13 protein-coding genes and 1 other RNA gene are annotated in these 15538 nt (G+C 43.8%); 10 read left to right on the top strand and 4 right to left on the bottom strand.

The annotated features are described in order from the left end of the window. Window positions 1-412: 412 nt before the first annotated feature. Entirely contained in the window at window positions 413-1840 is a 1428-nt protein-coding gene (locus tag PCI15_RS02845) for a PIN-like domain-containing protein (RefSeq protein ID WP_271272859.1), read from the bottom strand. A 644-nt stretch (window positions 1841-2484) separates the two neighbouring features. Here PCI15_RS02845 and PCI15_RS02840 point away from each other — a divergent pair. The 6 genes from PCI15_RS02840 (at window position 2485) to PCI15_RS02815 (ending at window position 7299) form a co-directional block, all read left to right on the top strand. After that, window positions 2485-3102, top strand: a complete 618-nt coding sequence (locus PCI15_RS02840; RefSeq protein WP_271272858.1) for a hypothetical protein — start codon at window positions 2485-2487, stop codon at window positions 3100-3102. Between the two features lie 58 nt (window positions 3103-3160). Further along, window positions 3161-3718 (top strand): hypothetical protein, encoded by a 558-nt coding sequence (locus tag PCI15_RS02835; RefSeq protein ID WP_271272857.1) that lies wholly within the window; start codon window positions 3161-3163, stop codon window positions 3716-3718. A gap of 85 nt (window positions 3719-3803) precedes the next feature. Then, window positions 3804-4181: a hypothetical protein gene (locus PCI15_RS02830; RefSeq protein ID WP_271272856.1), complete on the top strand. Its 378-nt coding sequence runs from the start codon at window positions 3804-3806 to the stop codon at window positions 4179-4181. Continuing rightward, window positions 4181-4573, top strand: a complete 393-nt coding sequence (locus tag PCI15_RS02825; protein WP_271272855.1) for a GNAT family N-acetyltransferase — start codon at window positions 4181-4183, stop codon at window positions 4571-4573. Before PCI15_RS02830 ends, PCI15_RS02825 begins: the two co-directional genes overlap by 1 nt. A 209-nt stretch (window positions 4574-4782) precedes the next feature. After that, on the top strand, window positions 4783-5808 hold the full coding sequence (locus PCI15_RS02820; RefSeq protein WP_271272854.1) for a DUF5677 domain-containing protein: 1026 nt from the start codon (window positions 4783-4785) through the stop codon (window positions 5806-5808). Window positions 5809-6045: 237 nt separating this feature from the next. Next, window positions 6046-7299, top strand: coding sequence for an nSTAND1 domain-containing NTPase (locus PCI15_RS02815; protein ID WP_271272853.1), 1254 nt, complete (start codon window positions 6046-6048; stop codon window positions 7297-7299). Window positions 7300-7830: 531 nt separating this feature from the next. Here PCI15_RS02815 and PCI15_RS02810 read toward each other — a convergent pair. Both PCI15_RS02810 and PCI15_RS02805 read right to left on the bottom strand, forming a co-directional pair. Next, a complete protein-coding gene (locus PCI15_RS02810) occupies window positions 7831-8361 on the bottom strand; it encodes a hypothetical protein (protein WP_271272852.1) in 531 nt (176 codons plus the stop codon). Window positions 8362-9500: 1139 nt separating this feature from the next. Then, a complete protein-coding gene (locus PCI15_RS02805) occupies window positions 9501-10283 on the bottom strand; it encodes a hypothetical protein (RefSeq protein ID WP_271272851.1) in 783 nt (260 codons plus the stop codon). Between the two features lie 291 nt (window positions 10284-10574). Here PCI15_RS02805 and PCI15_RS02800 point away from each other — a divergent pair. Beyond that, window positions 10575-10712, top strand: a non-coding RNA gene (locus PCI15_RS02800) — RtT sRNA. Between the two features lie 199 nt (window positions 10713-10911). Here the strand turns inward: PCI15_RS02800 and PCI15_RS02795 are convergent. Continuing rightward, window positions 10912-11373 (bottom strand): EVE domain-containing protein, encoded by a 462-nt coding sequence (locus PCI15_RS02795; RefSeq protein WP_271272850.1) that lies wholly within the window; start codon window positions 11371-11373, stop codon window positions 10912-10914. Between the two features lie 247 nt (window positions 11374-11620). Here PCI15_RS02795 and PCI15_RS02790 point away from each other — a divergent pair, with 247 nt between their 5' ends. From PCI15_RS02790 to PCI15_RS02780, 3 genes are all read left to right on the top strand, one after another. Then, entirely contained in the window at window positions 11621-12541 is a 921-nt protein-coding gene (locus PCI15_RS02790; protein WP_271272849.1) for a helix-turn-helix domain-containing protein, read from the top strand. A gap of 111 nt (window positions 12542-12652) precedes the next feature. Further along, window positions 12653-14803, top strand: a complete 2151-nt coding sequence (locus PCI15_RS02785) for a TonB-dependent siderophore receptor (protein WP_271272848.1) — start codon at window positions 12653-12655, stop codon at window positions 14801-14803. Then, complete coding sequence (locus tag PCI15_RS02780) at window positions 14793-15530, top strand: siderophore ferric iron reductase (protein WP_271272847.1); 738 nt, start codon at window positions 14793-14795, stop codon at window positions 15528-15530. The genes PCI15_RS02785 and PCI15_RS02780 overlap by 11 nt, the downstream gene beginning before the upstream one ends. The last annotated feature ends 8 nt before the right edge of the window (window positions 15531-15538 follow it).

Genomic DNA, 15538 nt, shown 5'->3' with positions numbered 1-15538 from the left:
CTTTCACTTGCCAGCAGCAATGCTAGTACATGAAGACTTTTTAGCTTTGTCAGGCAATGCTGTAAAGCTCCTGACTCACATTGGAATTCAGTACAACGGAAGGAACAACGGTGATCTGCATTGCGCCAGGTCAGTTATGCAATCGCTGGGTTGGTCTTCAAAGAACGGACTGGCCCGAGCGCGTGATGAGTTAATCGCACGAGGATGGCTCATCCAGACTCGTCAGGGAGGCTTGAACTGTGGTCCGAGCCTTTATGCACTTACCTGGCAGCCCATCCATGACTGCGATGGAAAATTAGATCTGCCGGCTACAGTCATACCAATTAGAAGGCTATCTTCATAGATAGCCTTGACTTAATATGACATTGCTGCAATTTATTTAAAATCTTAAAGAATCAAAATTACGAGAACTTCACATACCTTCATTATAAAAATGAGAATTAGGGATATAAAGCTCAACAACAAAGCTTTTCTCAGATGTGACAGTATTTAAATCAATGCCTTCATTTGCCATAGAATTACGAGCACTAGAAAGCCCAAAACCCCGAGTAAGCGCTGTCGTTACTAGATTAGAGTCGTTGATTTTAGTTTCATCAGGTAGAGCGTCGGGGCTAATTCGATTCTTGAACCTAAGCAAGGTAATTTCATCACGGCGCTTAGCTTGCACCCCGATGTAATTACCAACCCCATGCTCCACTGCATTATAGAAGATTTCCATCAAAAAATTATAAAGTGAATATCTGCCAATTTTTAATGGAGGTAAGTTTTTAACTGATCTGCCGATTCCAACCCTAAAATTAGTCATATCTTGTGCTGCCGAAATAATTTCTTCAGGTAAATAATAAAGACCTTCTTCCAGAACAGTCCTGTTCAACCGACTCCGTTCAATAAGATCTTTTGCTTGACTAATTGATGAATCCCTTATATCTAATCTTAGTTCTTTTTTTGCATGCCTCAAAAAGCTAGAAGTATCATACAAATAAAATGACTTGAGATTTGGAGCTTCAGAATATATTTCATTTAACAACTCTCTTCGTGGACCTAATTTCTTCCCACGCTTTTCCAACCACCAATCTTCTTTAACATCTCCTGTCACAAGCACGATGTAGGAAATATCTTCTGACTTTGCCTTTTTTAAAACTTCCTTCCAAAGAATTAAATCGCCATACTTTCGTACAAACTCTCTATCATTGACCGTATAAGAGCCTGACTTAGATTTATCCTTATACCCAGGAGGTATTTTATTTTCATACCGCCTTTCGCCAGTCTTATATATTTCTTCTAACTCTTTTTTACTAAGACTATCTCCTATTCTTCCTTCAAATATACTCAATACTGTATTCTTAATTGTATCCTTATCATTAACATCTGATTGTTGACTTTCTAGGTTCGAAAGCTCTTCAATGAAGCTCTCAAGAAAAGCTTTACCTGAGTCAATATTATCCTGAGTTATGAATTCATCAGGATTTATTAGTGAATGCCGCTGCTTTAGCTTTAGTTTTGAGAGTTCAGAAGAAAGGCTACCAAATACTTCATCATATTTAGAGATTGCATCATCAACCAAACTTCTGACAGTATTAAATTTATTTTTTTGATCGCTTATAATTTCATGTCTATTGTTTAGAAACTCAAGAGCAACTTGAAATGCTATCCAAATCTTATTATTAAAGTCTTGACTTCTAAGAACATTAATCAAATCATTACTTGCTTCCTCAGGAAGACGATATAGATCAAGCAAAACATTTGAATCAAAGATAAACAATCCACTTTCCCAAATAGACTTAAAATCTATATCATCTTTATCAGCATGAGTTTTTAATAAAGTATTCAACATATCCATATATACGTACCCAAATATCCCAAAACTTAACACAGAAAAATCACAAAACTTAGATTCTAAAAACTAGACAGACATCAAAAAATAGAAAAATCATTTACCATATAATCTAAAAATCCATTCACACAAGATACGACAACAGCCATCAGTTGCAAGAAAACTATAATTGTAACCATGGCACTAGTCTTCATTACAACCTGACAACAACACTTTTGATAACACTTCCATGCCTATTAAATGAAGCCATAGCGATCTCATTACACCTACTAATAGGTCATTAAGCAAGCAAAGCTCTAACGCAGAACAAGACCTGCCTAAAAATATGACTGCCCCACTATATGGGCCTGGCTGCCCCACTATGTGGGCCTGATTTTGATTTCACTGCCCCACTATTTGGGCCTGACTGCCCCACTATGTGGGCCTGTAAACGGCTTTTTTGGCCCCTCACTGCCCCACTATTTGGCCACCTTTATATATTTACCATACGTAAGGGCTGTTTAAGCGAAGCCCAGCTCTGAAGAAAATAGCAATGGTGATGGAAGTTAAGGCGGTAAAGATGAGACCTGTTTACTTGCTTAAGAGCAGTTATCAAAGTATGTAACAACGACTATCTGGATAGAATCGTATATCAGAGCAATGGAGTAAAAATGCATCAGTATTTGAGCGATACCGAATACGCGGTAAAGAACCTGATTGAGCTTGCTAGCAACGAGGAGACTGAACTACAAGCAAAGCAAAGTGAGTTATCTACACTCCAAAAAAAAGTAAGCATGCTGCAATGGGACTATCAAACAAGCGATCTTAACGATGACTTCTCTGACCTTTATGCACTGAATGCATTCAATAGAATGGCAACTGCAGATAAAGAAATGAAGCTTGTACAGAAAGAGGTAGTCTCTCTTACTAGTTCACTCGAATCTAAAGAGTCAGCATTACAAGCTATATCAGGTGGAATACTTCAGATAGCGAAACAAGGCATCTCCGCCTCACATGGTCAAAAACACAAAGCCCCAAGGGGTAGACCTATAGGAGATACTTGCTTACGAGACGTCATCTGGGAGTCACGTAATCAAGCAATGCACTATGAAGAGGGCCGTTACAAAAAAGGAGTAAAGGCTGTGTTCTTATCCCTAAAAAATGAGTTTGGAGATTCATTTTGCTTAGAAACCAATCACGGTAAAAGCTGCGCAAAGCAAATCCTAAAGCTACTTGGTTGGTATGATTACGAAGCCTATCTGGCAGACATGAATCACTTTTTACAATGAGTGCAAAATCAACGTCCTGAATCAGGCACCTGGTATAAAAAAAGAAAGGAATCATCTGGTGACAGAGAAAGAATGGTTGTTATCTCTAAAGGAAGAATCGATCCAATTTAATGCTGATAAGCCGAGGTGGCTAGCTATTTGTCAAAAGCTATATGCTGCCAATATACAGATTACCCGATCTATAGCTCTTTATTTCGACCAGCAAGACTACCTCTGCTCAATTACCTTAGCAGGTGCAGCTAATAGCTTGATCAGAGAAATGTTAAGAGAAGAGTATCAGTCGGACCCTCTTGGCTGTACTGCAGCTATGGCGGCAGCGCTTGGATCTCAAAGAGAAGGGGGCAATAAACAATCAATAATCAGAGCTGAACTGCACCCTGTGAACTGGTTGAAACATTACCGCCATAATCGTAATAGCCCACCAATTCAAAAGTGTTTTGATGATAATGAAGCGGCTTTTATAACTATAGAAAATGCTCTTTGTAGCTATGGAGCTTTCGTGGATATGTTTGCAGAACAGCTACCAAGGAATGCTTGTGAAAAAATATTTGTTTCTACCCAAATGCGTGATTGGGAGAAGTATTGGAAAAATGACACAAGCTATTTCTCATGGTAAGAACTTATCTAGAGAACCTGCAATTTTCTCAGACTATTTGAAGAGTTTTAAGAGGCTCTAAGTGATTCATAAAGGAATGTGGATTATGAATAAATTCTATGCGTTCATGTGGGAAATAGACGATCCGGAAAGTAGCCACAATGTTGCCATTGATGAAGAGTATGGTTTTATCGTGGTTGCTGAGGATATGTGGGAAGTCTCTGCGCTTTTAGACGATAAAGGCTGGGATTTGCCTAGCTGGATTGATCAGTTCGTTACAGGCGCTCTGGAGCTGGGAGAAGCAGATCAGGATATTGCCGGAATACTAGAAGGCCCCATTCACATGCGACCCGCTGAAGTAGATCGGCTTGATATACCTTACTGGCGGCGTGACTTCAGAAAGGATCACTGGGTTGAATATTCCAAGTACCAGCAGACCGGGGACTATTGGGGTGCGGTACTGGATAAGAAGGAGCCTGGTTAATGCTACATCAACTATGGATTCGGAATAAAACTTTCAGAATTGAGCTACCAGAAGACTCGCAGTTCTGTTTCGCGCTAACTCCTTATATCGGCCAACTTCCTATTGGCTACGCCAGGCTAACAAACAATGACGGCCAAGTAACGCTGGGAGATATTCTGATTTACGACAAGGCCGGTTTCTACTGGCCCTGTCAGCCCTTCAGAGTGCGTTTCAACTTTCGTAGCCAAGGTTATGGGTCAAAACTTTTAAAGGCTGTAATACAGCACTGTAGAAGCATTGGAGCAATATCTATCGAAGGAAAGATGGTTGGCGATCCAGAAATACTGAGACCTTGGTATCAAAAGCATGGTTTTAGCATTGATGAACAGACAAACCTGCTCTTGAAGCTGTGAACAAGCCTACCCCCCCTATCCTTAATATAGGGAATACACGCTCAAATATGGGGAAATATCCCCGCTTACAGAAAGTAGTGAGGCCTCCCTTGCCCAAAAAAACTGGCTGTATAGTCCTGCTTAAACCCAAAGCTTTTGGGACTATATCTAGGGACTACAATTTCTCGGCACCACGCTAAATTTAATTTCTTCTTCCACAGGGAAGCAGCATGTTTGAAGAGACGTTTACATACATCAACAGCCAACTAAATGATACTGAATCACATGAGCTCAACGGCCTATTAGAAAAGCTCAGTGTTAATCTTTATCAAATAGTTAGTAACTCCGAAAAAGATTGCCTGAAGGAGCTAACTGATGCTTCCGAAGCATTTAAAGAAGCAAACTATAAAAGATGGAAGATCGGTTTCCAAAAGCTGGAAATGCTTCGCTATATTTCGATTGAAGCAGGCAAAGACTTTCAAAAAACCTTCTTAGCTTTACCTCAATACGAATCAGATCCTTTGCTTGGAGTTTTAATGCGTCAACATGCTCATGCTTGCCGTATTACAGGAGAAATTATTTTGCTCTTAAAGGGAGGCTATCCATCTGGCGCCCTTGCTCGTTGGCGAACATTATTTGAAATTTCTGTTAACTGCTTAGTCATCCACAAATATGGCAGCAATGCAGCTATTGACTTCATTAAGTATGGAAAAGTGAAAGCTGCTGAAGGAATGGCTGAATATCAAAAAACAGCAAGAGAGATGAATGTCCAACCATATACTGAGGCGGAAATATCAGAAGCTATGACTTCAAAGGAAAAATTAACAAATGGAGAGCCACACTTTCATTGGGCAAGAAAATATACAGGATATTCAAAACTTGAAAAGTTACGTGAACATATAGGGTTAGGAAAATGGTCTCATAACTATAAACTAGCTAGTAAATATGTTCATGCGGACCATTGCGAAATGCAATCGTTACACGGAATACCTGAAGGGAGCAGAGAAGTGCTGCTGGTCGGACCATCAGGCTCTGGAATGGTTGAGCCAGCCCACATGACAGCCATCACTCTAGCACAAATCACAGGAGCTTTTTTAACAGCACGTGTAAATGATGACGAGCTTAATCATACAAATTCAACATTGTTCCAATTACTTATTGAACAATATATTGATGCTGTAGGAAATTCATTTTTACAGTGCTCTGAAACACCGGAACCAAAACAAGAAAGCCCTGGCCGAAGCCAAGGCTCTTGATGGATACTCCATGGAGCAACGATTGCTCAGAGCGGAGTCAGATCCGAAAAAAGCAGGTCGCCACAGAGGAGCAACAATCACTCATGCAAAGCCAACTACTCATGGTCAGAAGCTACTTATAAAGATACTATTGCCCTATAACTCGATCAAAATGTGCTTGTCGTACAAATTACTTACCAGTCCATCCTCTATATTTACCATAGTAAGGATAGTTAGTAATAGCATAAGGATATCATCTTGAAAAACCCGTTTACACCATCTGATATAGCTAGTCTCCCAGAAGATTTCTTTGGCCGAGATAAAGAAATACGCCTTCTAGCAAGAGCTATAAACCAAGGCTCAGTCTGTATCGAAGGCTCTTTTGGTATTGGAAAATCATCTTTCATGTCAAGGACACTTCTTCATATGGATGGTTTTGCATCGAATGAAAAATGTGTTTTCGTTATGGCTGTTGGGCATGGAGATATAAAGACTGTCGATGACGCTGCACTATTAGTTCTCGATAAGTTGGTTGAAGTTGACAATACTCAGCAGAAAATAAAAATTGGAATACCGAAGCTAATTTCTTATGAGTCTACTGAAGCATATACCTTCTTTAATGAGGGTAGGCACCTTTCTGCCCTATCAAAGATCGTAGCTGATCAATCTTTCAAATCACAAATTAACAATGCAGAAAACTTCATAATTGCTATTGATGAATGTGAAAAATGCTCACCCGCGATTGCCAGATTGATGAGAACCTTGTGTACAGAAGTTCAACTACAGGGCATCAAAAATCTGAGATTCGTTCTTGCTGGAGTTAGCCCTTTTTACCAACAAATGGCTGATGTCGATAGAGGTGTAACACGATTCATATATAAATCAATTAATCTTGAGCCACTTGATCAAGATTCCGCACTCACACTACTCGATGACAAGTTCAAAGTTGTAGCCACCTCTGCAGAAAGAGACGGAGAATCACTCAATATTGATCCTGAAGTGATAGATCGAATTGCTGCGATCTCAGGAGGTCACCCTCACCTACTGCAACTATTAGGTTCGCATGTCATAGAACATGAATTTGAAGACCCTGATGGATGTATAGATATAAAGGACTTAGTCGATTCGTTACGAACTATTTGCTATGAATCAAGAGGCCGAGATTATGATCTATTAATCCACACAATGAAAAATGAGTCAGTATTTTCCGACTATCATACTTTTATTGAGCTAGCTGGCGGGAGTTTTCCTAGTAAAGTAGATAGATCAAAAGCTCTGGAAGCCATAGATTCGGATGCAATCGATTGGTTGCTAACCAGAAATATCATAAGTGTGAATGACGACACCACATATTCTGTTGTAGATGAGTTTCTCCGAGTACGTGTTGTACTAGACTTACAAGAAACCAAGCTAGATGAAGTCGAATTAGAACTAATGAATCACGGCGAACTTTCATTGCCAGGACAATCGTTTGAAATGCTATATGAGAATACTGGTAGGGAAAATGTGTAGGAAGCGAGTGTAACACACACAAAAACCTCAATTGACGCTTTAAGCTATAAAATCAGCTATTGGTAACAGCAGTATAATATCTACTTAGCTGTTTCGCTCTGACTCATAAAACCTACAGCTTAAACTTTCTACGGCATAAAGGATAAACATCAAATATGGCGATTAAGAGTGATAGTAAGCAGCCTATGTAACTTCTCTTACTACGGGTGGTAGGCTGATGGCTAAGGAGTAAGTCCCACCCAATCCCCTACAACACTCTCCTCTACAATAGCTATATTGCTTGCTGGTAGCATTGCTGGCGAAGCTCTCCCCCCCACAGTGATTTCTTTAATGTCACCAAAAGCGAGTAGATTCCTACCTGCTTTCGAGTATAAATCTACTCGTTAGCTGGTGAGCAAAAGGATTAGTCAACGGTAAGGGAACGGTAAGGGCTGTAAAATCCACCAACCCTCTTCGGTACTGTAAGCGTAACGGTAAAGAGATGCTGAATCAGCAATATCTAACCTAGCCGTATTTACTTAACTTATCCATTTATTTTCCTGGCCATGTAAAATCACTTTTAGGTTCCAAGATACAATCTGAATCATAAGCAAACTGTCCGTTAGCTTTATTACGGCACCTCCATGTCAGATCACCATTCAGATCGTAGAACTGATCCCAGGCAAAACCCTGATCACTATATGCTGCATTTTTACTACTTCCACTACCGCTTCCGCTTCGACCACCGCCTGCTGCTATAAGCGCAGCAGTAATAATTAGTAACGCGCCAACTCCTATCGCAGCTATATTTTGATCTTTGACAAGTTCACTGCATTTTTCCGGCGTAAGATCACGTTTTTGGACCTGTAAAATCAAAGCCTGTAAATAAACAAACTCTTCGTGGTTAATTTCCTGCTGATTACGTTTATTTAATAAATTTTGATAGTCATTGAGGTAGTTACGACACAACTTGGCGTCACTAAGGTTATCGCCATCACTTATGACCTGAGTGCTTGTTGCAGCGCATCCTGTGATAAGGGCAACGATGAGTATACCGCTGATGATTTGCTGAAATCCTTTCACTGTTATTCCTGAAATTATGATATTGACGGGGAAAACCCAAGAAGAGTATTTGTAACACGTCTTTTAGACAGAATACTGTGACAAGAATCATGTCATGTAAGATTTAAGAACTTAATACAGAGAGATAAATGGGAGGATCTAGAGATAGCCAAAGCAACTAAAATAGATAAAATCAAATATATAACAACGCTCAGCGAGGTGGTGCGCTTTGTACCTCCTTCTTGCTTGACTTGTTACGCGCTGGACCTTCTAGCAGTCTAATGCCAAACATGAAGACTACTATTGCAGGGAACCCCAATATTACACCAAAGAAATGCTTGTAGTCCGATGATGCTGGGCAGCAACCATAGGGCTCTACAACCCATAGGAAACTGAGACAACATAATGCCCAACCTGAGCACGCAACAACAAAGGACATCAATTTGTACACGCTTAATATGGAGACGTCTTCGGTTGGAATACCTTTTTGAAAACCAAAATATCCAATACCAAGAACTGCGCACACGGCGCTTACTATTCCCGTGATTCCGTTTATTAATTCCCAATCCATTAGATACTCTGATTTATTAGTGAATGTAACTTTTTAATAATAAGCGCACGTATTTCTAACAATGTAAAAAGCAGGCACAGCTATAACAACGACTGTCTTTGCGCATATGCCTACACAGAAGAACCTCTAATAGCCTAATATGTAACTGATTAATAAAAAAGACAAGGAATGGAAGCGAGTGGCCGTTGGCGAAAGAAGCTAATGAATAAGCCTTATCTGAAGGCATATTAAGCGGCGCTGCAATCGCAAAGGAAGGAAGGCTAGTGACATCATAGATGTTTATAAAAAGCCTATCGGCCCCCACCCAATCCCCTACAGCACTCCCATTTACAGTAGCTATACTGCTTGCTGATAGCATTACTAACTAATTACTTAATCCCCCACAGAACCCCCTAAAGAAGATCTCTTTAATACGATCAAAAGCGAGTAGAGTCTCACCCGATTTCAAGTAGAAATCGACTCGTTAGCTGGTGGGAAAAAGGATTAGTCAACGGTAAGGGAACGGTAAGGGGGCTACAGCCTGAGCGAAGCATCATTAACAACTATCAATGATGCTAAGCACTTATAATTGGTCCCTTATCCTGAATAGTCATGGCTTTCCAGACAGCTTATTTCGAATCACACCACCAGGTGGAAAAGTCGTTACAAACGCGCCCTCTCTAGTGAAAAAAGAAATCAAGTTACCAGAGTGCAAAATCAGTATTCCTTCGTACATCACTTTTCCATCACTTGAGAGTAATGCTTTACAAGGCCCCCAGCGCTTTCCTTCGAGGGCTGCACACCCCTTTTCCGGATCCAGATAATCATCAATTCGACTTTCAGCAGAAGACTTTCCTACGCTATACGCGGCATAGGGTATAAGCAGCCAGGCAAAGCCCAATACAATAAGAAGATAAAGAATTGATAGCACTACATATGAGCCAAGACCTGTAAGAACTAAAGCCTGTGTCAGCTTGTTGTTTTCCCAATGAAGATAGTTCCAAAGCTTGGTTAGCAGTTGCCCGAACCATCCTTCAAAAGAGGGTTTAGGCAAGTCTCTCCTTTTTGCGAAGATATAGAGCCCCCCTACGCTTAACAGCGGTATAGAAATGACTTCGAGAACTGAAAGGGATGTTAACCAAGCCCAGCCTTCAATAAACAACGCATCTATAATGTGTGTGGTCGCGTAATAGGCGTAAATGTATGCTTCATGAGCAGCTATTGGAAAGCTACTGTTATCTACTCCGAACTCGTACAACAGCCCCTGATAATAACGCAATCCAAATAGATAGATTGCCGGACCAAACAAACCGATAACGGCAATGTAGTGATGAAGCTTGAAGCCTCCTTTTTCCTGCTTTGTTTCTTTTACAGATTCCAATTCTTCTGACACCGTAGCCACCATGCTAAATACAATTTCGGTGAGTATATATGGAAGACTTTGAGCATCAAGTTAGTAACTGAAATCCGGCAGTCACTGGCCAAAACTCAATCAAGTAAAAAAGATAGAAACGGTAAGCATGTGTTAGACGGGGGCCTTTTGAGGGGCCTACACCAACAAACAAAACACAAAAACCCAACCAATACATACAGTTAAAAAAACTATTCAGTAGACGCCACCCCACCAAATGCATAAAAAAAAACGCCCCACAGGCGCTATTCCTGTGGGTCGTTTTTTTATGCATTGCTGTTATGGTTGGGTGGCTTTAAGCACCCGCGGACCGGGTTCGAACCGAGCGAAGCGACACATTGCTGCGCTTTTTGCAGCAACCCGAAGGGTGAGGCGCGAAGCAGCGAATAACACCTGCCACACAAGTCACCTGCAGAATATCTTTGTACTTCAGAGACCGCACAACCTGAAAAATCACCTGCTGTTCAAACTGAAATTATCTTTGAAAACATCACAACCGCAATAAACTATCGGTGTATGTGCCACATGATATACAGCAAACGGTCAGGCATTCAGTCTAACAGGCAGATATCCCAACAGCTTCGCATCAGGCAAACAAGATAAAGCCAACTCAGCTCGCTTTTTCCATTAACAGATTCCACTCAACATCCGTTACGGGCATGATCGACAGGCGGTGACCTTTTTTCACCAGGCCGATTTCAGTGATTTCAGGCATCGCTTTAATGGTTTTCAGGGGCAGAATCTTGCTGAACTTCTGCTTCAGCTTGATATCGACCATCATCCAGCGGGGGTTATCCGGCGATGACTTCGGATCATAGTACTTTGATTCAGGGTCGAACTGAGTGTGATCCGGGTAGCTTTCTCTCACGACCTCAGCGACACCAACGATTCCGACATCTTTACAGCTGGAATGATAGAAAAACACCTGATCTCCCAGTTTCACCTGATCCCGTAAAAAATTCCGCGCCTGATAATTGCGGATTCCGTCCCAGTGTTCCGTCTGGTCAGGCATTGCAGCCAGATCATCGATACCGAAAGCATCAGGTTCAGATTTAAACAGCCAGTATTGCATATGTATCGCCTCAACATTCACCCTTAATAAGCACCTTTAAGCTTATTTGGGGTCAGGCATATTGTACAGACATAACCCACCAGCCAGATGATTGAAGACGTCTGATAACGAATCTATCAAATAATAATTATTCTCATTTACATTAATTCACAAACCCGCTACTATCGCCCCTCAGTTTCTGATCAAAAAACAAACAGCGCCAGAATTGGCTTGATATCTTCCAGACAGTTTCAGTGAGATCTTTGCCGTGGCAACTCCAGCTTTTCTTCACAGCCCCCCTCAAATAGCCCGCATTCAGCAGGCTCTGAATTTTATTGAAGCCAATCTGGATCAGCCCCTGAATGTGGATACACTTGCGGAAAAAAGCTGCTGGTCACGCTGGCAGTTCCAGCGCGTGTTCATGAAGGAAACAGGCATGAGCGTCGCTCAGTATGTCCGCGGAATTCGTCTCAGCACTGCGGCAAGGTTACTGCTGACAACGCCTCGTCGCCATCTAGATATTGCCCTGACTTGCGGATTTGAGTCAGAGATCAGCTTTAACCGCAGCTTCCGGAAAGAATATGAATGCACCCCGGGAACATACCGGAAGCGGGGCGTATTTCAGGGATTACGCCAACCGCTGTCTCTGAGCCGGCCTGACCGGATTAAAGCGGAACTGCCGCCAAAATTATTACAGGTTAAAATTGAAACCCGCCCCGCATCTGAGTTGCACGGTGTACGCGGATACTTTAACGGGCTTTTCTCAGCAGCACCCAATTATGAAAAAGTTATCCCCGAAATCTGGATGAACCTGGCCCGTTATGTCCCGATGGATACGTTCTGCCGTTTCGACAACATAGGTGTCATCGATCTTAATACGGAAGAAACAGCCAATAATATTCCCTACTGGGCCTGCTTTGAGAATCCGGCTCCGGGCATTTGCTCAGTACTTCAGACGATCCGGATCCCAGAACAGACATACGCAGTGATTCCCTATAAAGGCCATATCAAGGACTTTGATAAAACCCTCGAGTGGTTCCTGTTTTACTGGCTGCCGGAATCCGGATATCAGGGTATCAATGGCTTTGACCTTGAACTGTACGGCCGAAACTTCGACCCCAGCAGTGATGATGCCTATATGGAATACTGGGTACCAGTCAGCCTGGCCAACGATACGCTTCAGTTCTGAACGGCAACTTGCACCAAATGGTTAAGTCCGAAGTGTCACAACTCACTACCATTCACCGAAATAAGAATCGTTTTCTTTTATATAAACATTTTCTGTGAATCAGGTAACACCATGCTGTCTACAGGCTCTACTCAACTTCCGTCCGTGCCGGTTGCACGTCACCTGCTCGTACTGGCAACCGCCGCAGCCCTGCCGGCATCGGTACAGGCGGCCGACGCCAACTCTGCTCAGGCACTGAAACAGCAGAATGACGTTGTCATCACTGCACAGACTTACCGTAACACTGGCACCAAATCATCACTGGAACCTGAAGAAACGCCACAGGGCATCAGTATTATTGATCGTGAAAAGCTTGATCTTCGTGGTGTCAGTTCAATCAACGAAGCAATGCGTTACACCCCCGGCGTTAATACCGAGCTTCGCGGTGGCAGTGTTGTAAGGATGGATCAGTTCACGATCCGCGGCTTTGAAAACGCGCAGAATTTTTATGACGGTTTACAGTTGCTGTATAACGACTGGAACCTGCAGCCACAAATTGATGCCGCGGCGATCGAACAGATCGAAATATTTAAAGGTCCGACCTCTGTTCTTTACGGTGCCATGCCTCCCGGCGGGATGGTCAATATCATTGCTAAACAACCGAGCCATGAAGAAACCGGCAGCATTTCCGCCACAGTCGGCAGTGATAACCTGCAACAAACAACAGTGAATAAAACCGGCAGCTTCGCCGGACGGGATGACCTGTCCTATACATTCACCGGGCTGACCCGTAAGAAAGACAGCCAGGCAGTCACCGCCGATGAAGAACGCTACCTGATAGCAGGTTCGGTGGACTGGCAACTGACGGATCAGACCCTTCTTAATTTAAACCTGTACCGGCAGAAAGACCCGTCAGCCGGTATCTACAATACCGTACCGGCCGCCGGCTCTGTCTTCAGCAACCCTAATGGCAAGCTCGCCACATCAAGCTACGCCGGTGATGCTAACTGGAACGTTTACGAGCGGGATGTAACCTTACTTGGCTACAAGCTCAACCATACCTTCAACGACAACTGGAGTTTCCTGCAGAATGCCCGCTTTATGGACGCCGACGCACTGCAGAAAAACACCTACAACACCGGTCTGGCAGCAGATAACCGGACCCTCAACCGGCGTGCCTACCTGACCGACGAAACATCCAGGGGCTATACCGTCGATAATCAGTTATCCGGTAACCTTCAGTGGGGCGAAGTTGAGCATAACCTGCTTGCCGGGGTCGATATTCAAAAACTCGAATCCAACATTAAATACGAAGATGACGCAGCGCCGTCAATTGACCTGTTTGCCCCTGATCATCATCAGATCAACCCGGGGATGTCACTGAGTAATACCGTTTATAGCAGTGACTTTGATATTGACCGTAAACAAATCGGGGTCTATTTGCAGGATCAGATGCGTCTGGGTAACTGGGTGGTCATCGCCGGCGGGCGCTACGACGACTATGAGTCGACTGAAAAAGGCCGTAAATATAATGCTGCCGTAGACAACAAAGTTGATCAGACCAACTTTTCAGGTCGCATCGGCGCATTGTATAACTTCGACAACGGCATCGCTCCGTTCATCAGCTACTCGGAAAGTTTTGAGCCGGTCAGCGGCAGTGACCGTAACGGCAAGACCTTCAGACCCGCCACCAGCCACCAGTGGGAAACAGGCTTTAAGTTTGCCCCTCTGGGCGGCGATACAAATATGACCCTGTCAGCCTTCCGGATCATAAAAGATAACGTCCTGACCCGTGACCCGTCCGGCGGACCAAACGACCAGATTCAGGCCGGTGAAGTACGCTCTCAGGGTCTTGAGTTCGAAATCAGCAGCGACCTGACTGACAAACTCAGCCTGGACTTCACCGCAACCGTTCTGGACATGGAGTTCACCAAGGATAACAAAGGCCTGAAAGGCAAAACCCCTGTTTGGGTACCGGAAAGTAAAGCCACACTGTGGACAAACTATCAGCTCAGCAACGCCGTGCGCCTGGGCTCCGGTATCCGCTATATCGGTAAGACTCAGCTGGATGAAACAAACACCCGAGAGTTGCCTTCATACACCCTGGTAGATCTGGCCGTTAATCTTGATCTGGGGGCTTATAACAGCAGCCTTCAGGGCACCAGTTTCAACCTGTCAGTCAACAACCTGTTCGATAAGCGCAATGTCAGTTGCTATGACGCTAATAACTGCTGGTTTGGCGCCGATCGGACACTGGAAGCCACGCTGAAATATGAGTTCTGAAGCAATCAGGAAACCTTCCGGCGGCCAACCGCCGGAAGATCTGCGCCAACAGCTGTTCAGTTTTACCGAACAGCTTAACCCCGCGTTGCGGGGCTATATCGACCCACCGGGAAGCTTTGTCATTGCCGGGCACCACACACCCCTGAACAGTTTACAGGCACTCCATGCTTACTGGCAGGCACACTTCCCGGAAGCAGGCCGCAGCTACTGGTCAGTACGCAGTTGGGAATTACTGATCTGGCAACCGGTACTGATTGCAGTCACGGCGGTATACGGCTTGGCAGCTATTCCCCCGCTACAGCAGCTGACCCAAAGGCTGGATAAAGGCATCGTAGCAGGCTATTCGCTACCGGCCAGTTGCTGGTTCAGGGGTAATCATGCGCAACTGATTGTCCGGGCGGGCCGGGAACTCAACGCACTGGTTACCCCGCTGCTGGAACAACTGCAGCAGGTATGCACATTACGCCCCAAACTGGCCAGAGCGCTGCTCAGTGATCAATTGGTCAGCGCCCTTGCCCGGATTCCGGCGGTTTCAGGCCTGATCAGTGAAACGGACATTCGCGCCCAACTGCCCCTCTGGCTGGAAGCCACTGAGCTGCCTCCCCGGGGCATGCAAACCGATGCGAACTTACACATCACCCGCCTGAGTTGCTGCATGCATTATCGCCGGCAGGATGGCGAACTGTGTATCAACTGCCCCCGACCGGCACCGCTTTCAGCGGCATGACTGTGGAT

This window comes from Aliamphritea hakodatensis, assembly GCF_024347195.1.
Lineage (GTDB): Bacteria > Pseudomonadota > Gammaproteobacteria > Pseudomonadales > Balneatricaceae > Amphritea > Amphritea hakodatensis.
The sequence above is the reverse complement of the archived record's forward strand: the minus strand, read 5'-3'. Positions and strand labels throughout refer to the sequence as shown.